General features: G+C 61.6%; 23 protein-coding genes and 1 pseudogene. 7 read left to right on the top strand and 17 right to left on the bottom strand.

What is annotated here, in order from left to right; all coding sequences use genetic code 11:
* Positions 1-353: pseudogene (locus AC5E6N_RS09485) on the top strand (metalloprotease); the annotation flags it as partial.
* A 14-nt stretch (positions 354-367) separates the two neighbouring features.
* Here the strand turns inward: AC5E6N_RS09485 and AC5E6N_RS09490 are convergent.
* The 7 genes from AC5E6N_RS09490 to AC5E6N_RS09520 all read right to left on the bottom strand — a co-directional run bounded on the left by AC5E6N_RS09490 (position 368) and on the right by AC5E6N_RS09520 (position 9,158).
* Positions 368-1,228: an RNA polymerase factor sigma-32 gene (locus AC5E6N_RS09490; protein WP_491690092.1), complete on the bottom strand. Its 861-nt coding sequence runs from the start codon at positions 1,226-1,228 to the stop codon at positions 368-370.
* 306 nt (positions 1,229-1,534) lie between these two features.
* On the bottom strand, positions 1,535-2,116 hold the full coding sequence (locus AC5E6N_RS09495; protein WP_491690093.1) for a CarD family transcriptional regulator: 582 nt from the start codon (positions 2,114-2,116) through the stop codon (positions 1,535-1,537).
* 412 nt (positions 2,117-2,528) lie between these two features.
* Positions 2,529-2,867: a ferredoxin FdxA gene (fdxA, locus tag AC5E6N_RS09500; RefSeq protein ID WP_491690094.1), complete on the bottom strand. Its 339-nt coding sequence runs from the start codon at positions 2,865-2,867 to the stop codon at positions 2,529-2,531.
* A gap of 242 nt (positions 2,868-3,109) precedes the next feature.
* Positions 3,110-3,502, bottom strand: coding sequence for an RNA-binding S4 domain-containing protein (locus tag AC5E6N_RS09505; RefSeq protein ID WP_491747597.1), 393 nt, complete (start codon positions 3,500-3,502; stop codon positions 3,110-3,112).
* A 19-nt stretch (positions 3,503-3,521) separates the two neighbouring features.
* Positions 3,522-6,536, bottom strand: a complete 3,015-nt coding sequence (locus AC5E6N_RS09510) for a helicase-related protein (protein ID WP_491747598.1) — start codon at positions 6,534-6,536, stop codon at positions 3,522-3,524.
* A 658-nt stretch (positions 6,537-7,194) separates the two neighbouring features.
* Positions 7,195-7,920 carry a beta-ketoacyl-ACP reductase gene (locus AC5E6N_RS09515; RefSeq protein WP_491747599.1) on the bottom strand — a complete coding sequence of 242 codons (726 nt, stop codon included), beginning with the start codon at positions 7,918-7,920 and terminating at the stop codon, positions 7,195-7,197.
* 56 nt (positions 7,921-7,976) lie between these two features.
* On the bottom strand, positions 7,977-9,158 hold the full coding sequence (locus AC5E6N_RS09520; protein WP_491747600.1) for an acetyl-CoA C-acetyltransferase: 1,182 nt from the start codon (positions 9,156-9,158) through the stop codon (positions 7,977-7,979).
* A gap of 347 nt (positions 9,159-9,505) precedes the next feature.
* Here AC5E6N_RS09520 and phaR point away from each other — a divergent pair, with 347 nt between their 5' ends.
* Positions 9,506-10,102, top strand: coding sequence for a polyhydroxyalkanoate synthesis repressor PhaR (phaR, locus tag AC5E6N_RS09525; protein WP_491747601.1), 597 nt, complete (start codon positions 9,506-9,508; stop codon positions 10,100-10,102).
* A 20-nt stretch (positions 10,103-10,122) separates the two neighbouring features.
* Here phaR and AC5E6N_RS09530 read toward each other — a convergent pair whose 3' ends face one another.
* The gene (locus tag AC5E6N_RS09530) at positions 10,123-10,869 is read right to left on the bottom strand and encodes a class I SAM-dependent methyltransferase (RefSeq protein WP_491747602.1); all 747 of its coding nucleotides are present in this window, start codon (positions 10,867-10,869) and stop codon (positions 10,123-10,125) included.
* Between the two features lie 126 nt (positions 10,870-10,995).
* On the opposite strand from AC5E6N_RS09530, the gene gloB reads away from it, so the two are divergent.
* Positions 10,996-11,766, top strand: a complete 771-nt coding sequence (gene gloB / locus AC5E6N_RS09535; RefSeq protein ID WP_491747603.1) for a hydroxyacylglutathione hydrolase — start codon at positions 10,996-10,998, stop codon at positions 11,764-11,766.
* Here gloB and AC5E6N_RS09540 read toward each other — a convergent pair.
* Both AC5E6N_RS09540 and yddG read right to left on the bottom strand, forming a co-directional pair.
* Positions 11,763-12,425 (bottom strand): lysoplasmalogenase, encoded by a 663-nt coding sequence (locus AC5E6N_RS09540; RefSeq protein WP_491747604.1) that lies wholly within the window; start codon positions 12,423-12,425, stop codon positions 11,763-11,765. The genes gloB and AC5E6N_RS09540 overlap by 4 nt on opposite strands.
* Positions 12,422-13,303, bottom strand: a complete 882-nt coding sequence (gene yddG / locus AC5E6N_RS09545) for an aromatic amino acid exporter YddG (protein WP_491747605.1) — start codon at positions 13,301-13,303, stop codon at positions 12,422-12,424. The genes AC5E6N_RS09540 and yddG overlap by 4 nt, the downstream gene beginning before the upstream one ends.
* Before the next feature lie 207 nt (positions 13,304-13,510).
* Between yddG and rpmB the strand changes: the two genes are divergently transcribed.
* Together rpmB and AC5E6N_RS09555 are read left to right on the top strand one after the other, a co-directional pair.
* Positions 13,511-13,804 carry a 50S ribosomal protein L28 gene (gene rpmB / locus AC5E6N_RS09550; RefSeq protein WP_491747606.1) on the top strand — a complete coding sequence of 98 codons (294 nt, stop codon included), beginning with the start codon at positions 13,511-13,513 and terminating at the stop codon, positions 13,802-13,804.
* Positions 13,805-13,917: 113 nt separating this feature from the next.
* On the top strand, positions 13,918-14,583 hold the full coding sequence (locus AC5E6N_RS09555) for a VUT family protein (protein WP_491747607.1): 666 nt from the start codon (positions 13,918-13,920) through the stop codon (positions 14,581-14,583).
* A 15-nt stretch (positions 14,584-14,598) separates the two neighbouring features.
* On the opposite strand, the gene AC5E6N_RS09560 is transcribed toward AC5E6N_RS09555, so the two are convergent.
* From AC5E6N_RS09560 to AC5E6N_RS09575, 4 genes are all read right to left on the bottom strand, one after another.
* The gene (locus AC5E6N_RS09560) at positions 14,599-15,612 is read right to left on the bottom strand and encodes an esterase-like activity of phytase family protein (RefSeq protein WP_491747608.1); all 1,014 of its coding nucleotides are present in this window, start codon (positions 15,610-15,612) and stop codon (positions 14,599-14,601) included.
* 5 nt (positions 15,613-15,617) lie between these two features.
* Positions 15,618-17,510: a cobaltochelatase subunit CobT gene (gene cobT, locus AC5E6N_RS09565; protein ID WP_491747609.1), complete on the bottom strand. Its 1,893-nt coding sequence runs from the start codon at positions 17,508-17,510 to the stop codon at positions 15,618-15,620.
* Positions 17,511-17,515: 5 nt separating this feature from the next.
* Positions 17,516-18,505 (bottom strand): cobaltochelatase subunit CobS, encoded by a 990-nt coding sequence (cobS, locus tag AC5E6N_RS09570; protein ID WP_491747610.1) that lies wholly within the window; start codon positions 18,503-18,505, stop codon positions 17,516-17,518.
* Between the two features lie 87 nt (positions 18,506-18,592).
* A complete protein-coding gene (locus AC5E6N_RS09575) occupies positions 18,593-19,228 on the bottom strand; it encodes a J domain-containing protein (protein ID WP_491747611.1) in 636 nt (211 codons plus the stop codon).
* A gap of 170 nt (positions 19,229-19,398) precedes the next feature.
* Between AC5E6N_RS09575 and AC5E6N_RS09580 the strand changes: the two genes are divergently transcribed.
* Positions 19,399-19,662 carry a BolA family protein gene (locus AC5E6N_RS09580; protein ID WP_491690110.1) on the top strand — a complete coding sequence of 88 codons (264 nt, stop codon included), beginning with the start codon at positions 19,399-19,401 and terminating at the stop codon, positions 19,660-19,662.
* A 6-nt stretch (positions 19,663-19,668) separates the two neighbouring features.
* On the opposite strand, the gene AC5E6N_RS09585 is transcribed toward AC5E6N_RS09580, so the two are convergent.
* The 3 genes from AC5E6N_RS09585 to AC5E6N_RS09595 are packed head-to-tail and all read right to left on the bottom strand — an operon-like array spanning position 19,669 to position 22,686.
* Positions 19,669-20,949, bottom strand: a complete 1,281-nt coding sequence (locus tag AC5E6N_RS09585) for an HlyC/CorC family transporter (RefSeq protein ID WP_491747612.1) — start codon at positions 20,947-20,949, stop codon at positions 19,669-19,671.
* Entirely contained in the window at positions 20,946-22,079 is a 1,134-nt protein-coding gene (gene aroB, locus AC5E6N_RS09590; RefSeq protein WP_491747613.1) for a 3-dehydroquinate synthase, read from the bottom strand. The genes AC5E6N_RS09585 and aroB overlap by 4 nt, the downstream gene beginning before the upstream one ends.
* Positions 22,080-22,083: 4 nt before the next feature.
* Complete coding sequence (locus AC5E6N_RS09595; protein ID WP_491747614.1) at positions 22,084-22,686, bottom strand: shikimate kinase; 603 nt, start codon at positions 22,684-22,686, stop codon at positions 22,084-22,086.
* 163 nt (positions 22,687-22,849) lie between these two features.
* Here AC5E6N_RS09595 and AC5E6N_RS09600 point away from each other — a divergent pair, with 163 nt between their 5' ends.
* A complete protein-coding gene (locus AC5E6N_RS09600; protein WP_491690114.1) occupies positions 22,850-22,996 on the top strand; it encodes a histidine kinase in 147 nt (48 codons plus the stop codon).
* Positions 22,997-23,011 lie beyond the last annotated feature (15 nt).

The raw sequence follows: 23,011 nt of genomic DNA on the forward strand, positions 1-23,011 counted from the left end.
CCGCGACGGCGCGCGCCTCGACCGACACATGGGATTTTGATGTGACCGTCATTCGCGTCAGAAACCGCATCTACCGGCTTTTGACCGCCGCGCCCAAGGGAAGCAGGAACCTGGAGACAACCGCGCAGCTGGTGCGCAGCTCATTCCGTAAATTGTCGCCGGCGGAGATTGCGGCGCTCAAACCGCTGCGCATCCGGACCGAGACGGTAAAGGCCGGTGACACGGTCACCCGCCTTGCCGGCAGGATGCGCGGCACGAACCGCCGGCTGGAACTGTTCAGATTGTTGAATGCGCTGCCGCAGGGCACCAGCCTGTCGGTCGGTCAGGACGTCAAGATCGTGACCGACCGGTAAGATCCGGACCCGCTCTAGATGCTGGTGATTGCCGGCGAATCTTTCTCAAGCGCCACCTTGAGCTTCTCCAGCGCCCGGTTCTCGATCTGGCGCACGCGCTCCTTGGAAATGCCGAGGCTGGTTCCAAGTGCTTCCAGCGTCGCGCCGTTCTCGCTCAGCCTGCGCTCCTGGATAATCTTCATCTCGCGCGGGTTGAGCTTGTCGAGGGCGGATTTGATCCACTCGGAGCGGCGTTCCTGGTCGATCATGATGCTGACCTGCTCGTCCGGCAGCGGATCGTCACTGGGGAGGAACTCAATCCGGTCGGATCCCGGCGATTCGGAATCGGAGACAGGCGCATTGAGCGATGTGTCCGATCCCGACAGCCGCGCGTCCATGACGGCGACATCCTTGACGTTCACGCCCACCGCCAGCGCGATTTCCTGGTGGATGGCGCTTTCGCCCATATTCTCGTTGCTGCGCCACAGCTTTGCGCGCAGACGCCGCAGATTGAAGAACAGAGCCTTCTGCGCCGAGCTGGTGCCGCCACGGACGATCGACCAGTTACGCAGGATATAATCCTGTATGGATGCCCTTATCCACCAGGTGGCATAAGTGGAAAAACGCACATCGCGTTCGGGCTCGAACCGCGCTGCCGCTTCAAGCAGCCCCACATGGCCTTCCTGAATGAGATCGTTCATCGGCAAACCGAAATTCCGGAACTTTGCCGCCATGGAGATGACAAGCCGCATATGGGCGGTTGCGATCTTGTGCAACGCCTCCTGATCTTTGTTCTCTTTCCAGCTCACCGCAAGCTCGTGCTCTTCCTCGCGGTCGAGATAGGGAGCGGCCATGGCCGCCTTTATCATGTCATTTCCAGCACGAACTCCGCTCATGTCACGCTCCAGACTGAAAGCCGCTCCGGCTCTCGCTTGAGGATTTAAATCCGGCGGGCCTGATGACCCGGTGTCCCAATATTACGGACAAACGCACGTTAACTACGTCACAATCGTGTGTGCGGATCACCGCAATTGCAATGAAACGCAGTGTTCACCATTTGGAACCAATCGATCCCGAATTTCCGAAACTTGAGTAAAACATGCAAAAAACCCGGCCTGTGACCGGGTTTTTATGCATTTAAGCTGGAATATCCTGTGCGACAGTGTCGCATTCACATTCCGGTGAACGTGGCTAAAGCACCGTTAAGCGGCCGCTTCCTGCGTCTCGCCGTCGTTGGCGCCGTCCTCGGATGCGGCCTTGCCGCGCTTCGGACCCTTGTTCAGATTGGTCTCGATCAGGCGCACGGCCTCCGTTTCCGAAAGCTTGTTGACAGCCGCGATCTCGCGCGCCATGCGGTCGAGCGCCGCTTCGTAAAGCTGACGCTCCGAATAGGACTGCTCCGGCTGGTTTTCAGCGCGGTAGAGGTCGCGAACGACCTCGGCGATGGAAATCAGGTCACCAGAATTGATTTTTGCATCATATTCCTGTGCTCGGCGCGACCACATCGTACGCTTGATGCGCGCCCGTCCCTGAACCACCTTGAGCGAACGGTCGACAAAGTCCGTCTCGGCAAGCTTGCGCATGCCAATGGAGGATGCCTTGGCAACCGGAACCTTGAGCCGCATTTTGTCCTTGTCGAAATCGATCACAAAAAGCTCCAGCTTGTGGCCGGCGACTTCCTGTTCCTCGATAGCCACGATCTGACCTACCCCATGGGCCGGGTAGACAATGTACTCGTTTGTCTTGAAACCCTGACGCTGAGAAGACTTCTTTTGGGTTGTCATGCGTTCTTTTTACTCCCTATTACAGCCCCGGAGAACGCCGGGTTGGGTACTGATCCGCACCAAAGGCAAAGCAGGCTCAACTATGACGGCCCTCTTAAACCTCTCACTTTCAACTGCACACGTCGACAATGAACATCCAGCCCGATGTGACAGCCGTTTATGCAAGCTGCTGTCAGATGAACTCAGGTTCGCGGGGATGTTTTTCTTCCGTGAGCGTGGCAATTGCGGCGGGACCCTTGCCCCACCTGTGATCAGTTTGACACAATTACCACAAAAAACCGCGCAAATCAATAATTTGCCGCACTTGCACACATGCGCGACCGGCTCATTCAGATATATTGGTTAATTCCGTGCCGTTTTCAAGACAGGCGATTTGTCGCCAGGTGTCGTCAGGCGCATTGCCGCGTGGCGTTCAATCGCCTTCTCCGGGCTCGGCGGAAAAGAACTTCTCGAATTTGCCTTCCATGCCGTCGAACTCGTCGGCGTCGGGAGCCGGGTCCTTTTTCATGGTTATATTGGGCCACTTCTCGGCATATTCCGTGTTGACCTGCAGCCACTTTTCAAGGCCGGGCTCGGTGTCCGGCTTGATCGCCTCCGCAGGACATTCCGGTTCGCACACGCCGCAGTCAATGCACTCATCCGGATGGATGACGAGCATGTTCTCGCCCTCGTAAAAGCAGTCAACCGGACAGACCTCCACACAGTCCGTGTATTTGCATTTGATACAATTGTCGTTGACGATGTATGTCATGAACGGCTCCGAATTCGGCACGCGCTACTTTTAGAACAAACATTCAGGTAGTGGCTTTGATTTGCCTTGGCAAGACCATGGCAACGCTAGGTGATGCAGTCTCGCCTCTGCAGGAAAATCCGCCAGAAACCGCTTTCTAATTTTTCCGGCATCGCAGGACAAAAGCACCCTCGCGGCCCCGCCACGGGGAAGTGAGATTGCGTCTGATACAATTTGTCGCATCACCAGACGGGACGAGTTGATCAGTCGCCTGAGGACTTCCACTTGTCCATCTTCCGCCGTTCGCGTTTGGTCGGCCTGCCGCTGCCGGCGTCACGATACGGGGCGAGTGCCGGCGGCGTGCCGGCGTCTTCGGCTTTGACCGGAGGCGGGCTCAAATCTTCATAGAGCGTCTTCGCCTCCGGATAGGGTCCCCGCCGCTCCCCCGGCTCCAGAATTTTCAGGACCAGGATCCTGCGGTCGAGCGTAATGGTCAGAACGTCGTCACGCCGCACCTGTCTGCTCGGCTGGTCGATCTTGTCACCGTTGACGCGCACACGGCCCGACTGCGCCAGCTTGGCCGCCAGCGAGCGGGACTTGACGACACGCGCGAAATACAACCATCTGTCGATCCGCTGCCTGTCTGCGCCGGTCATGACATGCCAGAGCGGATTGTCACTTGTTGAGTTGCTCCTTGAGCGCCGCAAGCTTGGCAAAGGGTGAGTCCGGATCGACCGGCTTGTTGGTGCGCGGCGGCCTGGATGAAAAGCTGCCGCCTTTGCCCTTGCCCGGCTTTCCCTTGAAACCGCCCTTGCGCTTTTTCGGGCCGCGATCGCCGTCGCGATGCCTGCCCTGCTGCTTTGCCGGGCCGGCGCCCTTGCGCTGATGCTGATGGCGGCCGCGCTGTCCGTCGGAGCGGCCCGCCGGACGCCACAGCAGGACCGGCTTCGGCGGCTCGGTCTCGTCCTGCTCCGCCGGCGCGGCTCCGCCGGCCTCTTCCTTACCGGTATCCGGGCTCTCCTCCGCCGGCGCTTCGACCACCGCGCCTTCGGCAGCTGCGGCAACGGGCTCGTCCTTCTGCGGCTCAGCCTCTTCGGCTTTTGCGGGTTCGGCCTGTGCGGGCGCATCCGCCTGCACTGTCGCCTCCTCCGTGCTCTCTTTTTCCGCCACACCGTTCTTGCCGGCCTCGGCCGCCTGTCTGTCGAGCCCACAAAGATGCGCTTCCTCCGCGCTGACCTGCTCGGAGCGGTAGCCGAGGCCTTTGAGGATTTCCTCGATGTCATCGGGGGTCGCGCCGAGAATGGAGAGCATCGCCGGCGTCGTCACGAAACGGCGTCCGTCATACGCCCCCTCCGGGCGCGGTTCCGCATCCGGCTTCCACTGCAACAGCGGTCTTATGATATCGGCAAGCCGTTCCAGAATGTCGATCCGCACGGCGCGCTTGCCGAGGAAACGGAATCCGGAGAGCCGGTAGAATTCCCGTTCATAGGACGGGTCCGTGACAATCGACGTCCGCCCGGCCGCCAGGGCAGCGGTGATTTCACCGTATCCCGGCCTGTCGAAGCCTTCATTGCGCAGTGACCACAACAGTGTGATCATCTCCGCCGGCGCCGGTTTCAGGAGCGCCGGCATGAACACGTGGTAGGCGCCAAAGCGGATGCCATAACGGCGCAGCGTGCCGCGTGCGTCCTGGTCAAGCGCCTTGACATCGGCGGCGACATCCCGCCGGAATAAAATGCCGAAGGCCTCGACGAGCCGAAAGGCAAGCCCCTTGGCAAGGCCTTCAAGATCTTCGGCGGCTGCCAGGTCGTCCAGCGGTTTGAGGATCGTTCCGATGTGATGACCGACAAAACGCTCAATACGCGCCGAGACCACGTCCCGCGCCTGCTGTGTCAATTGTTCGTCGGCTAGCAGAACGGCCCGCGGACGCAGAATATCATCGCTTTCCGCAAGGCGAGCCACCGGATCGCCCATCCAGCGCACAAACCCGTCCGAAGACAGTGCGAAATCATTGTTGCCCGATGCATGCAGCCGCGCCGCACGCGCCTCGAACTCGAGCGCCAGCGATTTCTGCGCCGCCGCCAGCACGGCCTTGGCGTCCGATCCCTCGGCACTGGCATCGGGCGTGAACCGGAACCCGTTCAACTGTCCGACGTGATGCCCCTCGACGAACACGTCGCCGTCAACACCGATTTCAGCTTCAAGCATAGCGTTCTCTCTCAACCGCTTCATGAGCACAGATGTCCTGCGGTCAACAAAGCGTTTCGTCAACCTTTCATGCAACGCATCGGACAGTCGATCCTCGATTTCGCGCGTCTTTTCTTGCCAGTGTGACGGATTCGCAAGCCAACCGGGCCTGTGCGCGGCGTATGTCCAGGTTCTGATTTGCGAAATCCGCGCCGACAGCGTGTCGATTTCCCCGTCGGTCCGGTCGGCGCGCCTGACCTGTTCGGCCACATAATCCTCGCGCACATTGCCGTGCTCGACAATGTCACAGAAGATCGACGCAATCAGGTCGGCATGTTGCGCCGGTGTGATCTTGCGGTAGTCGGGAAGGGCGCACACGTCCCAAAGCCGCTCAACCGCCTGCGGCCCCTTTGCCAGCCGGACGATATCATCGTCCCGGGAAAGATAGTCGAGCGCCTGCCGGTCGACCGCGGGCAGCGCCCGGCTGAGGCCATGAAGGCTTGGCGCCTCGTCGAGACTGGCGCAAAGGTCCCCAACGGACGAATAATCGAGCATCTTGCTGCGCCATTGGAGAACCTTCAGCGGCTCGAAATCGTGCCCCTCGATCCGCCCGACAAGATCGTCGGCGAACGGATCGACCCGTCCGGTGACCCCGAACGTGCCGTCGCGCATATGCCTGCCGGCACGTCCGGCGATCTGTCCGAGTTCGCCCGGGTTCAGATTGCGGAACTGATAACCGTCGAACTTCCTGTCCTGCGCGAAGGCGACATGGTCGACATCCAGATTGAGCCCCATGCCGATAGCGTCGGTCGCCACAAGATATTCAACGTCACCGTCCTGATAGAGCGCAACCTGCGCATTGCGGGTTCTCGGGCTGAGCGCGCCGAGCACGACGGCCGCTCCGCCGCGCTGGCGCCGTATCAGCTCGGCGATGGCGTAGACCTCATCGGCCGAAAAGGCGACGATGGCCGACCGGCGCGGAAGGCGGGTGATCTTTTTCGAACCGGAATAGGCGAGGTGGGAAAGCCGGGGCCGCGACACGACGGTCAGACCCGGCAGCAGTTTTTCCAGAATACCGCGCATCGTTCCGGCGCCCAGGAGCAGGGTTTCCTCGCGGCCGCGCAGGTTCAGGATGCGGTTGGTGAAGACATGCCCGCGCTCCAGATCGCCGGCCAGTTGCACCTCGTCGATGGCGACAAATTCGGCATCGGTCTCCTCCGGCATCGCCTCGACCGTGCAGACCGAATAGCGCGCGCCTTTCGGGCTGATTTTCTCCTCACCCGTCACCAGCGCGACATTTGCGCGGCCCGCCTTGAGGCATATGCGCTCATAGACCTCGCGGGCGAGCAGCCGCAGGGGCAGCCCGATCACCCCGCTGCCATGCGCCACCATACGCTCGATGGCGTAGTGCGTCTTGCCGGTATTCGTCGGCCCCAGCACCGCGGTCACCCCGCGCCCGCTATGGACCGACGGTCTGTTTTCTGACTGTGTGGACTGGAACATCAAACGTGAAACATCTGCGATTGGAATGCGGGGTTCTTATCACGGCACATGGTGCTGCACACGGCAAAATTCATCTCCGCCGTTAACATTTGGAACAGGGGTGGAACGAATCGGCGACGAATCGCTGACTCAATGAGATTCAGGGTTTGTTCACGGCAAAATCTGCTCTCGCCCGGAGCGGTCAACACTATATGCTGAATCCGCCACCGGCCACCGCTTGCCGGGAACTGCGAAATCGAACGTTTGACGTTAACGAATTGCCCCGCGCCCGGCATTTACCCGGATAACTATCGTTAAACGATTGTAAACGCGTCAAAAAATTTAACGGTATGTAAACGGGCAAATAGTTGTTTTTCGTAAGAACCGTTAACAATACGACCAAACACGGAACGAATCGGCGACGAATCGCTGACCGGCACAGGTTCCGGATTTGTTCACACAACATCTATCCCACAATGTTGGCACCGACACAAATCGGCATGGCTTTGTCCGACCGCGCGGGTCAAAAACACAGGCCATTCCTTAACAGAATGCGCTGGAACGCCGCAAAAAAGGTTAACGCGCCAACCGCAACCGCGACGGTCCGGCGGCAAAAACGAATCGGAAAACAAAAGGCGGCGCCCGTCGGACGCCGCCCTTTTATGAGAAAAACCAGCTGTCAGGCGAAATATTGCCCGCCATTGGCCGAAATGGTCGATCCGGTGATGAATCCGGCATCGTCCGAGGCCAGGAACACGACGCAGCGCGCGATCTCTTCCGGCTCGCCCAGGCGGCCGACCGGGATCAGCGGCAGGATACGCTCGTTGAGAACCTTCTCCGGGACCGCCCGCACCATCTCGGTGCCGATATATCCGGGGCAGATCGCATTCACCGTAATGCCCTTGGCCGCGCCCTCCTGCGCCAGCGTCTTTGTCAGGCCGATATCGCCCGCCTTTGCGGCCGAGTAGTTCGCCTGACCCATCTGGCCCTTCTGGCCGTTGATGGAGGAGATGTTGATGACACGGCCGAAACCGCGCTCGCGCATGCCCGGCCAGACCGGATGGGTCATGTTAAAGAGGCCGCTCAGGTTCGTGCTGATGACATCGTTCCAGTTCTCCGGCGTCATCTTGTGGAACATGGCGTCGCGCGTGATACCGGCATTGTTGACCAGCACCTCCACCGGCCCGAGATCGGCCTCCACCTTCGCGATGCCGTCGACGCAGGACTGGTAGTCCGAGACATCCCATTTGTAGACCGGGATTCCCGTCTCCTCCTTGAACGCATTCGCCTTCTCGTCATTGCCGGCATAATTCGCGGCAACGCTGTAGCCGGCGTCCTTGAGGCCGACCGATATGGCGGCGCCGATACCCCGTGTGCCGCCGGTAACAACTGCAACTCTGCTCATAACACCTCCCCGATGTTGTCTGTGCGCGTGCCGCGGGCCGGCACGCGCGGGTTTGGTTAGCTGCGCTCGATGCACATGGCGACGCCCATTCCGCCGCCGATGCACAGCGTGGCAAGGCCCTTCTTGGCATCCCGGCGCTGCATCTCGAAAAGCAGCGTGTTGAGCACCCGCGCCCCGGACGCACCGATCGGGTGACCGATGGCGATCGCGCCGCCATTGACGTTGACGATCTCAGGGTCCCAGCCGAGGTCCTTGTTGACGGCGCAGGCCTGTGCGGCGAACGCCTCATTCGCCTCGACAAGCTCCAGATCGGCGATCGACCACCCGGCCCTTTCCAGCGCTTTCTTGGAAGCCGGGATCGGACCGGTGCCCATGATTTGAGGATCGACACCCGCCGTTGCCCAGGACACGATCTTCGCCATCGGCTTGATGCCGCGCTTTTCCGCTTCCTCTTCGCTCATCAGCACGGTCGCCGCCGCGCCGTCATTGATGCCGGACGCGTTGCCCGCCGTCACCGTGCCCTCTTTCGAGAAGGCCGGACGCAGCTTCGCCATCTGATCGATCGAGGCGCCGTGACGGATATATTCGTCATCCTCCACGACGACGTCGCCCTTGCGGGTCTTGACCGTGAACGGCACGATCTCGTCCTTGAACCGGCCGGCCTTCTGAGCGGCTTCCGCCTTGTTCTGCGACGCGACCGCAAAACCGTCCTGATCCTCGCGCGTCAACTGCCAGCGCTCGGCGACATTCTCGGCCGTGTTGCCCATATGGTAGCCGTAGAAGGCATCCGTCAGGCCGTCCTTGATCATCGTGTCGATCATTTTCAGATCGCCCATCTTCTGACCGGAGCGCAGGTGAGCGCAGTGCGGCGCCATCGACATGGATTCCTGACCGCCGGCAACGACGATCGCCGCATCGCCGGTCGCGATCTGCTGCATTCCGACAGCAACCGCACGCAGGCCGGAACCGCAAAGCTGGTTGAGGCCCCAGGCCGTTGCCTCATGCGGGATACCGGCGCTCATCGCCGCCTGGCGGGCCGGATTCTGACCCTCGCCCGCCTGCAGGATCTGACCCATGATCACCTCGTCGACATCGGCCGGGTCCACACCTGCCCGCTCAAGCGCGCCGGAGATGGCGCAGGCGCCGAGCTCATGGGCAGGGACCGTCGCAAAGGCGCCGTTAAAGGAACCCACGGCCGTGCGGGCCGCGCTGGCGATTACGATTGATGGTTGTGTCATAAGAATTCCCCGAGGGTTGGGTTGTCGTCCAGGATCGTGTCACGAATGAAAGTGAAGCAGGTTGCGGCGGAAGTCAAACGCACCTGCAGCATTTACGCTAATCCTTGCGTCCTTTCGTTTCCGGCCCGATCGGCGCGTCATACTCGCCGCATTGCACAAACCAATTGAAATAATGCTATACTTTTTCCTTAAGTCATGGTCATGTTGGTGTTGGTGTCGGATATTACAGGCTTTTTCGGGATGGCAACCGATGGGAAACGCGTTGAATTTTCCCGCGCGCAATCATCAAAAAAGATGTCTCGATACGGGGCGGTCATTCGGCATCCATCGGCAGGGAGGTAGCATGCATGGCAAAAGCTGATGGGCAGATTGTCATAAAAAAATACGCCAATCGTCGGCTCTACAATACCGGCACCAGCACCTATGTGACGCTGGACGACCTGGCAGTGATGGTCAAGAACGGCGACGACTTTGTGGTGGTTGACGCCAAGTCGGGCGACGACATCACGCATTCCGTCCTCACGCAGATCATATTCGAGCAGGAATCGAAGACCGGCAACACGCTCCTGCCCGTGTCTTTCCTGCGCCAGCTCATTTCCTATTATGGCGATCAGATGCAGATGCTGGTGCCGAGCTATCTGGAACATTCGATGACCGCCTTCACCGCCCAGCAGGACCAGATGCGCGAGCAGATCACCAAGGCGTTCGGAGAGACGCAGATGGCGCGCAACATGCAGATGCCCATGCAGGTGATGGAAGAACAGGTAAGGCGCAACACCGAAATGTTCCAGCAGGCCATGCAGATGTTCTCGCCCTTTGCCGGCGGGCCGGGCGGCGATGAACCGGCGGCGGAAGACAAGGCCAAATCCGACAACGCCGATCTGAAGGAACTGAAGGATCAGTTGCGCGCCCTGCAGGACAAGCTTGATTCCATGGACGGCTGAAGCGGTTCAACCGATCCGGCTTAGAGCAAATCCGGTTCGGTGCGCGAGGCCCCCTGCGGGGCAAGGACCGGCACGAAGACCCGCCGCGACGCACGCTCGGCGACCGGCAATCCCTGATAAAGGCGCTTTTGCGCCTCGACAATGACAAGCCCGCTGAAGAGCGGCCAGTAGCGGCGGCCGAGCCGCTCCGTCGTGCGCGCCATGCTCTGGATCGCCTTGTGCCGCGATGGCGGAAAAAACAGCGCTTCGGCAAACGCCCCGGGCGTGAAGCTCGCATCGCGCAGCAGACCGGTGATCTGGTTGCGTGAATAGGGCCGGCCTGAACCGAAGGGCGTATGATCGAGACGCGCCCACATGCCGCGGCGGTTCGGCACGACAATGACGAGACGCCCCCCGGGCGCCAGCACCCGCCAGGCCTCCATCAGCGTTTCCCGCGGGCTCTCGGCATATTCCAGCGCATGGACCATCAGGATGCGGTCGACCGATGCATCGGAAAGCGGCAGTTCCTCATCGAAGACCAGCGCCGTCGCCGACGCCTCCAGCGTCGGCCAGTTGATCGCGCCCTGCCCCGCCGGCATGAAGGCGAACGTCCGATCCGCATCGGCCCTGAAACGGTCGAGATAGGGCACCGCATAACCAAGCCCCATGAGCCGTTCCCCCGGCAGCTTTGCCCAAATCGAGGACAGCGCCATGGCGATGGCGTCCTCGGCGAGCCTTCCGAGCCGTGTATGGTAAAACTGCCGCAAATCGACGATATCGGTATGCATGTGTGTAAACCTAATGCGTGGCAGCGCCAAATTGAACCTCGCCGGGCCTGCCAATCGAATTTGACGTTAATGCGAGCTTTGATTGCGTATGGTCGATGATCGCAACAAATCTTCCGGGAGACTAAGATGTCAGAATTCCTAATCGAACAATTTCCATGCCGGCAGGACAATTTCGGCATTCTGATCCATGACCCGAAGACAGGTGTCACCGGCTCGATCGATGCACCCGAGGAAGCGCCCATCGTCGACATGCTGGAAAAGAAAGACTGGAGGCTGAACCATATCCTGATCACTCACCACCATTTCGATCATGTCGAGGCGAATGCCGCTCTAAAGGAACGTTACGGCGCCAATATCATCGGGCCGGCTTCTGAAGCCGGGAAGATCCCCGGGATCGACAAAAAAGTGTCGGATGGCGACCGTTTTCATTTTGGCGAATTCGAGGTCCAGGTGATCGAAACGCCGGGGCATACGCTTGGCCACATCTGCTACTATATCCCCGGCGCGTCCGTGCTTTTTGCCGCGGACACGCTCTTTGCGCTCGGCTGCGGACGCGTATTCGAGGGAACGCCGGAGCAGATGCATGCGTCGCTGCAGCGGCTTGCCGCGCTTGCCGACGACACCGTGGTTTATTGCGGTCACGAATACACCATGTCGAATGCCGCCTTTGCCGTCACCATTGAACCGGGCAACGAGGCGCTCGAGCGACGCGCCGAGGACGTCGCGAAGCTGCGGGACGCCGGACGGCCAACGCTGCCGACGACCATCGGCGTGGAAAAAGCGACAAATCCGTTCCTGCGCACCGGCGAGCCCGCCATCCGCGAAATGCTCGGCATGGCCGATGCCGGCGATGCACAGGTCTTTGCCGAGATCCGCCGCCGCAAGGACAGCTTCTAAAAGCCCAGGACGGCCAGCGTGATCACAAGCTGGGCGAGATAGTAGCTGACCCAGACAAACATCGCCCGCAGGGGCACACCCTGTTCGGCCGGCAGCAGGAACCGCTGAAACGCCAGCATTGCATCGGATGCCATGAACAGAACCGCGCCGAGGAAAACGCCCCATCCGGGCATCGTCAGCGCGCAAAGCGCCATGATGACGATGACGGCGATATAGACGCTGACGGCGCTCCTCAGCGCACCGGCCGCCGGCAACAGCCTGCGTGCAACCGCAACACCGGTGACGACAATCGCGGCGGCCACGCCCAGGCGCCAGGGCTGCCCGGCGAAGAGACCGGTGCTGCCTTGCCCGAAAAAGAGCGCGATATAGAGCAGGTGGCCGAGAAGGAACGCGCCAATGCCGAACCGGAAGGCCCGGTCGTCGTCCTGCGCCAGAAAGGCATCGCCGATGGCGCAGGCAAGCAGCGCGGCCGTCAGCAGAATAGGCCCGTCCGCCAGCACCGAGAGGACGGCAAGAAGCGCGATGGACAGCGTCTTGACACCCGTGCGCCGGGCCGACGGCGGCCTTGAAACCATGAAAAGATAAAGGAACGCCGCCACCACCGAAAACAGGAACGTGCCCTGCAGCGGTGTATCGAGACCGTATTCAAAAAGGCTCACGCCTGCTCTCCCCTGCGGCTGCCGGCAAGCAGAAGATCCTTTGCCGCCAGGACGGCGCCTCCGGTGATCAGGACGCAGGCGGCGGCAATGTGCCAGTCGGCCCGCCCCGCGCCGGCGGCAATCAGGATCAGCGTGGAAAACAGCGGCGCTGCATAACTGGCCGTTCCGAGAACCTGGATATTACCGTGCTTGACCCCGTGGTCCCAGGCATAAAAGGCCGCGCCGACAGGCAGCAGGCCGAGCCCGGCGACAGCGGCCCATTGAACGGCGCCGACCGGCCATACGGTTTCCTCCAGCATCAGATGGCACAGCAGCGACAGGATGGCCGTCAGCGCGCAGAACCCGGTGACCACATCGGTCGGCACCGTCCCGAAGCGCCGCGACAGCAGCGAATAGCCCGACCAGGTGAACGCGCAAAGCAGCGCGGCGCCATAGCCGAACAGGAACCGGTCATCGAAGGAAAGACCGTTTCTCGAAACGATCAAAACGGTCCCCAGAAGGCCCGCGAGAGCACCCGCCACATGCTGCCATCCAAGACGCTCTCCGGGCAGAAGCGCCGATCCGACGACGATCAGCAGCGGCCAGAGATAGGCAATCAGCCCGGCCTCGACCGGCGGCGCGTTGCGCAGGGCGGTAAAATAGAGGAAATGGTAGCCGAACAGGCCGCCGACCCCGAGGAGCCAGACGGGCAAAGGCTGGCGCAGGAGGGTCCGTAGTCCCGAGGGCCGAACGGCAAGAGCCGCCAGCCCGATGGCCGTGCCGATGGTAAAACACATGGCGGCGAGCTGGAACGGAGGAACCTGGCCCGAGGAAGCGGTCAGCAACGCCAGAAGCGACCACATGACAATGGCGCTGAATCCGATGAGCGTTGCCTGCATGGGCGCGATTTTCTCCGATCGGGCGCGCGGCGCGCGAAAACGCGGCAAGGTCTAGCCCATTCGCCGTTGCGACGCCAGCTTTCACTTGACGCGCACGCCAGTGCCGACTATAGAACCGCGACTTTCCAATTACAGGCCAGAAAGCTGCGGTCGGAGCACGGCCCCGCACACGCATTGCAACCGGCCATCAGACTGAAGGTGAAACCCATGTCCCGCAGTTGCGAATTGACCGGCAAGGCCGTCCAGTCGGGCAACAATGTCAGCCACGCCAACAACAAGACGCGGCGCAAGTTCCTCCCGAACCTTTGCAACGTCACGCTGATTTCCGATGCGCTCGGCAAGAGCTACCGGCTGCGCGTTTCCGCGGCCGCGCTGCGCTCCGTGGAGCATCGCGGCGGCCTCGACGCTTTCCTGATGAAGGCAAACGAGAAGGAACTGTCGATGCGCGCCCGCCTGCTGAAGCGGCAGATTGCCAAGAAGGCCGCCGAAGCGGCAGCCTGACCGGCACGGAAAGCATGTTATAATAGCCGCGGGCCGTCTCAACCAGCCCGCTTCATTGTAACCGGTCCAGATTTAGTGCCGGTTTCGCTGGTGGCATCACCCAGGATAAAAAAATGCTCGCACACTCAGCACGTTCGGCTCTCAGCCTGATAACCCGCATCTATCCCTATCTGCTCGCGATGACGGCGGTGGTGATCGCGTCGAATTATCTTGTCCAGTTCCCGGTCATGTACACGATCGGACCGTTCATCCTGGAAGATATTCTGACCTGGGGCGCATTCACCTACCCGATCGCCTTTCTGGTGACCGACCTGTCCAACCGGCACTTCGGACCGGCAAAGGCCCGTCTGATCGTCACGGCCGGCTTTGTGCTCGCGGTCGCCATATCCGTCTATGTGGCGACACCGCGTATCGCGATAGCTTCCGGTTCGGCCTTTCTGGTTGCGCAATTGCTGGACGTCTCGATCTTCGACCGCCTGCGCCACTCCCATTGGTGGCATGCGCCGCTGATCTCCTCCGTGCTCGGCTCGATCATCGACACGGTGCTGTTCTTCTCGCTGGCATTTGCCGCATTCTTCGTAATGCTCGGCGCAAATGACGCCTTCGCCATCGAGGCCGCCCCTTTGCTCGGCTTCTTTTCCTGGGAGGCGCCGCGCTGGATGTCCTGGGCGATTGGCGACCTTGCGGTCAAGCTGCTGGTTTCGCTCGCCATGCTGGCGCCTTATCGCGTTTTCCTGTCGATATTGCGCCTGCACCGGCCTTCCGGCCAGCCCTCCTGAGACAGGCGGCCCGCTTCAGTCCGTATCCTCATTCGGGATTTCGAACTCCAGCAGCAGACTGCGCTGCAGCAGCGAGTGGTTGTCGTCCGACGCCAGCAGAATGCGCGTGCTTCCGTCCTCGGCCTCAAAGACGTCGAGGCTCTCCATATTGTCGATCTGGTGGCCGAGATCGGCCTCGACGAGGATATCGCCGTCGACCGTTACGCCGGGCATGATGTCAGCGCCGGCAATGCGCCGGATGCGCATGCCCACGCCTTCCGCCAGTGAAAACCGGCGCTCCAGCAACAACAGATCGCCATTCGGCAGGAAATCGCCGTCGGTAACGTCGAACGGCGCATGGCGGCGCACGAAGAACACGCCCTTCTTCGGACCGGTGACGATCGCGGCGAAGATATCGCCCTTCCTGTCGAGGCTCTTTTCGCTCACCGCGACAAGGGCGCCGTCAAGCGGCGTTCCCGCGGGCGCGACGCTCAGTGCCTCAAGGCCGCGATTGTTGCGGAACTCGTAGAGTGGAATCGGCTGCGGAACCTCACGCTGCGGTGACGATTGCGGCAGGTCCCCAAGGCGGTGCTTCTCGATCCGGTGCTGCCGCTCGAAACTGACGAAGACCTCATCGCCGTCGATCGCAAGACCTTCCGCGTCAACATGATAACGCTGCTGAACGACGTCGCCGTCACCGTCGCGCATCGGGGCGATATCGACATCGGCAAGCCCCGCCAGCAGGCCGTCCGCATCGCGCTCAAGCTTGCCCGTGATCCAGTGTCCCGTATCCAGAACGCCGACGAAACCGATCCCGTCCGGCATCACCCGCAAACCGGAAATGCCGCCCAGCAGGCCGTCGGGCGAGGTGATTTCGATCCCGCCGATAAACTCGAGCGCGCCGAACCGCGTCGCCTCGGAGCGAACGCGGAACCTCGGGATCTGATACGCTTCAACCTCGATACGGCTTACGCCCTCATCGCGCGCACCGGCTATGCCCGGAACGACCGCAAGGCTCACGGCCAGCGCGACAAAAAAGAGGCTTTTCATAGCTATTAGCCCGCGCGCCGCATCACCGGCCCGCCCTGCTCTTCCTCGAAAAGGGACGCCAATTGCTCGGTCATGGCTCCGGCAAGTTCCTCCGCATCGACAATGGTCACGGCACGGCGGTAATAGCGCGTCACGTCGTGCCCGATACCGATGGCGAGCAGTTCGATCGGAGATTTCGTCTCGACCTCCTCTATGACCGCCCTTAGATGACGCTCGAGATAATTGCCGGGATTGACCGAAAGGGTGGAATCGTCGACCGGCGCACCGTCCGAAATCATCATCAGGATGCGCCGCTGCTCGGGCCGGCCGAGCAGCCTGTTATGCGCCCAGATCAGTGCCTCGCCGTCGATGTTTTCCTTCAGCAGCCCCTCGCGCATCATCAGGCCGAGATTGCGCCGCGCCCGCCGCCACGGTGCATCGGCCGACTTGTAGACGATGTGGCGAAGATCGTTGAGCCGGCCGGGATTGGCGGGCTTGCCCTCGCCCAGCCATTTCTCGCGGGCCTGCCCGCCCTTCCAGGCCTTGGTGGTAAAGCCGAGGATTTCGACCTTGACCCCGCAGCGCTCCAGTGTACGCGCCAGAATATCGGCGCAGGTCGCCGCAACCGTGATCGGTCTGCCGCGCATCGATCCGGAATTGTCGATCAGCAGCGTGACGACGGTGTCGCGGAAATTGGTATCGCGCTCCATCTTGAAGGAGAGCGGCTGCATCGGGTCGATCACCATGCGCACGAGGCGCGCGGAATCGAGATAGCCTTCCTCCAGATCGAATTCCCAGGCCCGGTTCTGCTGCGCCATCAGCCGCCGCTGCAGCCGGTTGGCAAGCCGTCCCACGACCCCCTGCAGATGCGAGAGCTGCTTATCGAGAAAGGCGCGCAGCCGTTCCAGCTCGGCTTCCTCGCAAAGCTCCTCGGCGGCAACGGTCTCGTCGAACTGTTCGGTGAAAACGCCGTAATCGACCTTCTGCCCGAGATCGTCGAACGGCGTGTTCGGCCGCCGCGTCTCGCCCGGCGTTTCGGCGTCCTCGTCCTGGTCATCGAGCATATCGTCCTCGGTGACCTCGGCGCCGTCCATCTCGCCGTCTTCCATCTGTTCGTCGGCGGATTCGTTTTCCTCGGCCGGCGCGGCCTCGGAGCCGGCCTCGTCCTGAGAGCTCTGGTCGTTTTCCTCGTCGGACCGGGGCTGGTCGTCGTCGGTGGTCTCGTCCTGCTGATCCTGCTGCTCGGGATCTTCGCCGTATTCCTCGGCGACATCCATATGCGCCAGCATGTCGCGTACAAGCCGGGCAAAGGTCTGCTGATCCTCCAGCGCTTCACCGAGCTGCTCCATGTCGGAGCCGGCCTTCTCCTCGATCCAGTCGCGCCAAAGGTCAAGCACCGGTCCCGCCGCGTCGGGCGGCGCCTGACCGGTGAGTTTCTCGCGCACCAGAAGCGACAGCGCATCGTGCAGCGGGGCCTGCGTCCTGTCGGTGATGTTACGGTAGCCTGCCTTGGTGCAGCGATCCGACAGCACCGCCGTCAGATTGTCCGCGACGCCCGCCATGCGTTTGGCGCCGATCGCCTCGATCCGCGCCTGTTCCACCGCGTCGAATATCTCGCGTGCATCGTCGCCCTGCGGCGCCATCGCGGTGTGAACGGCACTATCGTGACAGGCCTTGCGCAACGCCAGCGAATCCCCGACCCCGCGCGTCACGCTGACGTCGCTACGCGTCGGGCGCTTGGGCAGATCGGGAAGCCGCGCCCGCTCGCCCGCAAGGCCCGGCCGGTCGTTGGCGAACACCACTTCGAGTTCATGATCGTTGGCGATCGAACGCACGCAGCCCGTCAAGGCGCGCTTGAACGGCTCCGAATCGACCGGCGGACGGGCGGTCGCCCTCGAATTGTCACCGCGGCCGGCCATGGGCGCTACGAATCCAGAACGATATTGGCCGCGCTTTCCTTGAGCTCCTCGCCGAAGGCGCGCTGATATTGCTCGGCCACCAGCGACCGCTCCAGCTCGTCGCACTTGTTGAGGAAGGTAAGCTGGAAGGCGAAGGCAAGATCGCCGAAAATCTCCGCGTTCTCGGCCCAGGTGATCACGGTGCGCGGGCTCATCACGGTTGAAAGATCGCCGTTGATGAAGGCGGCGCGCGTCATGTCCGCGACGCGGACCATTTTCGAGACCCGGTCGCGCCCCTCTTCGGTGTCGAAGCTCTTCACCTTGGCCAGCACGATGTTCACCTCATTGTCATGCGGCAGATAGTTGAGCGTCGTGACGATCGACCAGCGGTCCATCTGCGCCTGGTTGATCTGCTGCGTTCCGTGATAGAGGCCGGTCGTATCGCCGAGGCCGACCGTGTTCGCCGTCGCAAACAGCCGGAATGCCGGGTGCGGACGGATGACCCGGCTCTGGTCGAGAAGCGTCAGGCGGCCGGACGATTCGAGCACCCGCTGGATCACGAACATCACATCGGGCCGGCCGGCATCATATTCGTCGAACACCAGCGCCACGTTGTGCTGATAGGCCCAGGGCAGGATACCGTCCCTGAACTCGGTGACCTGCTTGCCGTCCTGAAGCACGATGGCATCCTTGCCGACAAGGTCGATACGGCTGACATGACTGTCGAGATTGACGCGCACGCAGGGCCAGTTGAGCCGCGCGGCGACCTGCTCGATATGCGTCGATTTGCCGGTTCCGTGATAGCCGGAGACCATGACCCTGCGGTTATGCGCGAAACCGGCCAGGATCGCCAGCGTCGTCTCGCGGTCGAAGAGGTAATCCGGATCCAGATCCGGCACATACGCATCGGCCTGCGAATAGGCCGGCACCTTGAGATCGGTATCGATATCAAACACTTCCCTGACCTGGACGGTGGTGTCCGGCAGATTGGAAATATCGAGGTCAATCTTGTTCATCATGTCTCCACCACGGCCGTCCTTGCCGGCCGCTTTACGCTTCACAGGCTCCGAATTGTCCGTGAATTGTTTGTCTGCAGGCATCGTCTAGCAGAAACCAGACTGTTTTAACAATTGATAGGCCTGAATTACCTCGCGAAACCGCTCCTCCGATCCGCGGTCGCCGCCATTGGCATCGGGATGGTGCTGTTTCACGAGTTCCTTGTAGCGCGTCTTGATATCGGTGGAGGTCGCATTTGCGGCAAGGCCCATCGTGTCGAAAGCTTTGGCTTCCAACGTCTTGAGCTTGCGTTTGCGCGGCTGCGCGCGCGCCGAACCGCGCTCCTCGAACAGCCGGAACGGATCGCGCATATTCGCATAGGCGGCGGCGCTGCCGGAGCGCGCCTGCGCATGCTGCGGGTTGGGCCGGGCGCTGCCGGTCTTGTTGACGCCGACGGTCCAGGTCGGCCGATGGCCGGTCAGCGCCTCTTTCTGGTAGCGGGCGATCTCACCGTCCGACAATCCGGAAAAATAGTTGTAGCCCTTGTTGTATTCACGCACATGCTCCGCGCAGAACAGGAAGTATTCGCCCTCGGCCTCACGGCCGACCGGCGCCTTGAATTCACCCTTCTTCTCGCATCCATCCCACTGGCAGGTCGGTACGTCGGCGGCCTTCTTCGCCCCCTTCTTGCCCTTCCGTTTGGACGAGCGGATGCTGTCAAAATATTTCGAATCCAGTTTCATGTGCTCAATTACGATATGTGCCGCGCATGCAAACAAGCATTGACTTGCCGCGTTTTGCCCTATTATCGGAGTGGTCCGGCGGGTTGAATCGTTCCGCATCGGGCCAAGGCGCAATATCATAGCAGGAATAAGCTGTCATGACAGGACAAATCGGACCAATTGAGACGCGCATGACAAAAAAACTTCGTGATGCATTCGCGCCTCAGCGCCTCGATGTCATCAACGAAAGTCACCAGCACGCGGGTCATCAGGAAAGCTTCGACGGAACCGGCGAAACCCATTTCAGGATCCGTATCGTATCAGGCAGATTTGCCGGCATGCCCCGCATTGCAAGGCATCGGGCCGTCAACGAATTGCTCAACGAGGAACTGGAGGCCGGCGTTCACGCCCTGGCGATCGAGCCCGCGGCACCGGACGAAAAGGTTCGCTGGTAGAGCGGCCTAACCCCCGCTCTCCGAAGCCACCGGCCGGATGCGCAGCTTGGTGATGCGGTTCTTCACACGTTTCATGACGATGAACCGCATGCCGTGATAGGTGAAGGCCTGACGCTCTTCCGGAATGATCTGCGATTCATGGATGACGAGGCCCGCAACCGTCGTTGCTTCCTCGTCAGGCAGGTTCCAGTCCAGCGCCCGGTTGAGGTCGCGGATCGGCACGTTTCCGTCGACGACAACCGAACCGTCCGCCTCTTGCCGCACGCCCTGCATTTCCAGATCGTGCTCATCGGCGATGTCGCCGACGATTTCCTCAAGAATATCCTCAAGCGTGACCAGCCCTTCCACCTCGCCATATTCGTCAACGACGATGGCGAAGTGAGCCTTGCGCCGCAAAAACGCGCTGAGCTGGTCTTTCACATTGGTGGTGTCCGGCACGAACCACGGCTTTTGCGCCGTCTTGACGATATCGACCGTCTTGCGCTCGCCGCCTGCGCCGGCGAGCGCCCGCAGCACGTCCTTGGCGTGGATCACACCGATAATGTTCTCGGTCTCGCCGCGCCACACCGGCATGCGGGTATAGGGGCTTTCCAGCACCTGGCGCACGGCGGTTTCCGGCTCCTCGTCGGCATTGATCATGCGCATCGACGTGCGGTGCACCATCACATCGGAGACTTCGAGTTCACCGAGGTCGAGCACACCGCCGAGCCGGTCGCGGTCGGCCTTGACCACCGACCCCTCCCGGTGCAGCAGCGCGACGGCGCCGCGCAACTCCTCATGCGCCGACAGCATGGAGGTCTCGGTTGAAAGCGTCACACCGAGAATGCCGAGAAGGCGCCGGACAATGGCGTTGACGACACTCGAGAGCGGACCGGCAACGGCAACGAAGACACGCACCACCGGTGCCACCGTCATGGCAAAACGGTCGGTGGAGGAGATCGCCCAGCTTTTTGGCAGGACCTCGGCAAAGATCACGAGAAGAACCGTCATTGCGAGCGTCGCATAGGCAACGCCGGCCTCGCCGAAGAGGCTCAGGAACAGGCTGGTCGCCAGCGCCGAGGCGAGGATATTGACCAGATTGTTGCCGATCAGCAGCGCCCCGATCAGCCGGTCGCGGCGCTGGATCAGCCGCGCGACGATGCCGGCGCTGCGCTGCCCGTTGGCCTCGAGCTGGTGCATGCGCGCCCGCGAGGCGGCGGTCAGGGCCGTTTCCGAACCGGAAAAGAAGCCTGACAGCGCGACAAGGCCGAGAATGATGAGGATGACCAGCCAGTATTCGGCAATCATTGTGTGTATTTTTCCTTCAAGAAACCGAGAACTTCGGATTGCGGCACGTCGTCGGCGATAAAGGACTGGCCGATTCCCCGCGTAAGGATGAAGGTCAGCTTCCCCCTTTTGACCTTTTTGTCCTGGGCAATGTGCTGCATCAATATATCGGGTGGCGGCAGCGCGCCGTCAATATCGCTCATACGCGTCGGCAGGCCGACGGCCTGGAAATGCGCCGCCACGCGCCTTGCGTCGTCCGGGCTTGCATGGTTCATGCGCGCCGAGAACTCGTGCGCCATGACGATGCCGATGGCGACCCCCTCGCCATGCACCAGCCGCCTGCCGTCATATCCGGTCGCCGCCTCGAGCGCGTGACCGAACGTATGCCCGAGATTGAGCAGGGCACGGTGGCCGCCTTCGCGCTCGTCGGCGGCAACCACATCGGCCTTTGCCTGGCAACTCCTGGCAATGGCGCCGACACGGGCGGCGGCGCCGGAAAACACCTCCCGCCAGTTCTTCTCCAGCCAGGCGAAGAAATCCGGCCGGTCGATCAGGCCGTATTTGGCGACCTCGGCATAGCCGGCGCGAAACTCGCGCTTGCTGAGCGTGTCGAGGACATCGGTGTCCGCGAGCACCAGTTCGGGCTGGTGAAAGACGCCGACCAGGTTTTTGCCATGGCCGGTATTGATGCCGGTCTTTCCGCCGACGGAGGAATCGACCTGGGCCAGCAAGGTCGTCGGCACCTGCACATAATGCATGCCGCGGCGCACGATGCCGGCGACAAAGCCGGTGAGATCGCCGATCACCCCGCCCCCGAGCGCAACGACGGCATCGCCGCGTTCCAGCCGGGCGTCCAGCACCTCGTCGCAGGCCTGCATGAGATGTTCGAAACTCTTGGTCCGTTCGCCGGCCGGCAGCACGACCTTTGCCGTCCTGATGCCGGCACCCGAAAGACTGTTGTGCAGCGCTTCGAAATGAAGTGCGGCAACCGTCTCGTCCGTGATGACGGCAACATGCGCGCCCGGCAGCCGCGCCGCGATCTGCGCGCCCGCCTCGGCAATGCGCCCGGGCCCGATCAGGATATCGTAGGACCGCGCGCCCAGTTCGACCCGCACCTTTGCCGTCTCGTCCGGTTCGCTGCTCGCCATCATTCGATCAACCATTGTTCGTGCCATCGGCCGCTTGCGGTCCGTGTTTGATAATTGCGTCCAGAACTTCGTCGACGATCGTTTCCTTGGCCACGTCGCGCGACTGAACGATGAGATCGGCCTGCGCATAGACAGGATAGCGCTCGTCCAGCAGCGCCGACAGCGCCGCCTCGGGATCGTCCGTCTTCAGGAGCGGCCTGTGACTGCGGCGTCTCACCCGTTCCCAAAGCACATCCAGATCCGCCTTCAGCCAAAGCGACAGGCCGCAACGCTCGATGTTTTCCCGAACCGGGGCCTGCATGAAGGCGCCGCCACCGGTCGAGAGCACCATTGGCCCCTCCTGCACGAGCCGCTTGATAACCCGCGCCTCCAGCGCCCTGAATTCCGCCTCGCCATACCGGGCAAACAGATCCGAGATCGACATGCGGGAGACATGTTCGATTTCATGGTCGGAATCGACAAACGGAATGCGCATGGCCTGGGCGGTCAGCCTGCCGATCACCGATTTGCCGGCGCCCATGAGCCCGACAAACGCCACGATCCGTTTGCCGAGACAGGCACGCGCCTCATCGGCTTGAGAGTGTGCGGATTCGGATGCACGGGTCATCATTCGACAGCTTCCATAGTCTGTTTCACCGGTATCGGCAAATGTTCGCACGCCGTCAAGCAGACGCACCCCCGCCCATGCTTGACGGCAGTCCCATTCCGGCCTTGCAACAGGCCATTGCCTCGACCATAAAGGGGCAGACCTGATCGAATCCATGGAACGAGGCATGCCGTCACTCATCCGGTTTCTTGTCTTTTGCGCAGTTGTTGCCGGCCTGGTGTATGGCGCCATGTATGCGCTGACCGTTTATGTTGACCCCAAACCGCGCCAGATCGAAGTTCGCGTGCCGACCGAGAAGGTCAATCCGGACTGACACGGCAAAGGCAAT

Source organism: Hoeflea sp. (genome assembly GCF_984452065.1).

Bases quoted from the DNA above. Each gene is read 5' to 3' on its own strand.
- AC5E6N_RS09515 (WP_491747599.1), bottom strand. From the start codon at position 7,920: ATGAGCAGAGTTGCAGTTGTTACCGGCGGCACACGGGGTATCGGCGCC.
- AC5E6N_RS09495 (WP_491690093.1), bottom strand. From the start codon at position 2,116: ATGACAACCCAAAAGAAGTCTTCTCAGCGTCAGGGTTTCAAGACAAAC.
- AC5E6N_RS09510 (WP_491747598.1), bottom strand. From the start codon at position 6,536: ATGTTCCAGTCCACACAGTCAGAAAACAGACCGTCGGTCCATAGCGGG.
- fdxA (WP_491690094.1), bottom strand. From the start codon at position 2,867: ATGACATACATCGTCAACGACAATTGTATCAAATGCAAATACACGGAC.
- AC5E6N_RS09555 (WP_491747607.1), top strand. From the start codon at position 13,918: ATGCTCGCACACTCAGCACGTTCGGCTCTCAGCCTGATAACCCGCATC.
- aroB (WP_491747613.1), bottom strand. From the start codon at position 22,079: ATGATGGCGAGCAGCGAACCGGACGAGACGGCAAAGGTGCGGGTCGAA.
- yddG (WP_491747605.1), bottom strand. From the start codon at position 13,303: ATGCAGGCAACGCTCATCGGATTCAGCGCCATTGTCATGTGGTCGCTT.
- AC5E6N_RS09580 (WP_491690110.1), top strand. From the start codon at position 19,399: ATGACAAAAAAACTTCGTGATGCATTCGCGCCTCAGCGCCTCGATGTC.
- rpmB (WP_491747606.1), top strand. From the start codon at position 13,511: ATGTCCCGCAGTTGCGAATTGACCGGCAAGGCCGTCCAGTCGGGCAAC.
- AC5E6N_RS09520 (WP_491747600.1), bottom strand. From the start codon at position 9,158: ATGACACAACCATCAATCGTAATCGCCAGCGCGGCCCGCACGGCCGTG.
- phaR (WP_491747601.1), top strand. From the start codon at position 9,506: ATGGCAAAAGCTGATGGGCAGATTGTCATAAAAAAATACGCCAATCGT.
- AC5E6N_RS09505 (WP_491747597.1), bottom strand. From the start codon at position 3,502: ATGACCGGCGCAGACAGGCAGCGGATCGACAGATGGTTGTATTTCGCG.
- AC5E6N_RS09575 (WP_491747611.1), bottom strand. From the start codon at position 19,228: ATGAAACTGGATTCGAAATATTTTGACAGCATCCGCTCGTCCAAACGG.
- AC5E6N_RS09585 (WP_491747612.1), bottom strand. From the start codon at position 20,949: ATGATTGCCGAATACTGGCTGGTCATCCTCATCATTCTCGGCCTTGTC.
- cobS (WP_491747610.1), bottom strand. From the start codon at position 18,505: ATGAACAAGATTGACCTCGATATTTCCAATCTGCCGGACACCACCGTC.
- AC5E6N_RS09600 (WP_491690114.1), top strand. From the start codon at position 22,850: ATGCCGTCACTCATCCGGTTTCTTGTCTTTTGCGCAGTTGTTGCCGGC.
- AC5E6N_RS09595 (WP_491747614.1), bottom strand. From the start codon at position 22,686: ATGATGACCCGTGCATCCGAATCCGCACACTCTCAAGCCGATGAGGCG.
- AC5E6N_RS09490 (WP_491690092.1), bottom strand. From the start codon at position 1,228: ATGAGCGGAGTTCGTGCTGGAAATGACATGATAAAGGCGGCCATGGCC.
- AC5E6N_RS09560 (WP_491747608.1), bottom strand. From the start codon at position 15,612: ATGAAAAGCCTCTTTTTTGTCGCGCTGGCCGTGAGCCTTGCGGTCGTT.
- AC5E6N_RS09530 (WP_491747602.1), bottom strand. From the start codon at position 10,869: ATGCATACCGATATCGTCGATTTGCGGCAGTTTTACCATACACGGCTC.
- cobT (WP_491747609.1), bottom strand. From the start codon at position 17,510: ATGGCCGGCCGCGGTGACAATTCGAGGGCGACCGCCCGTCCGCCGGTC.
- gloB (WP_491747603.1), top strand. From the start codon at position 10,996: ATGTCAGAATTCCTAATCGAACAATTTCCATGCCGGCAGGACAATTTC.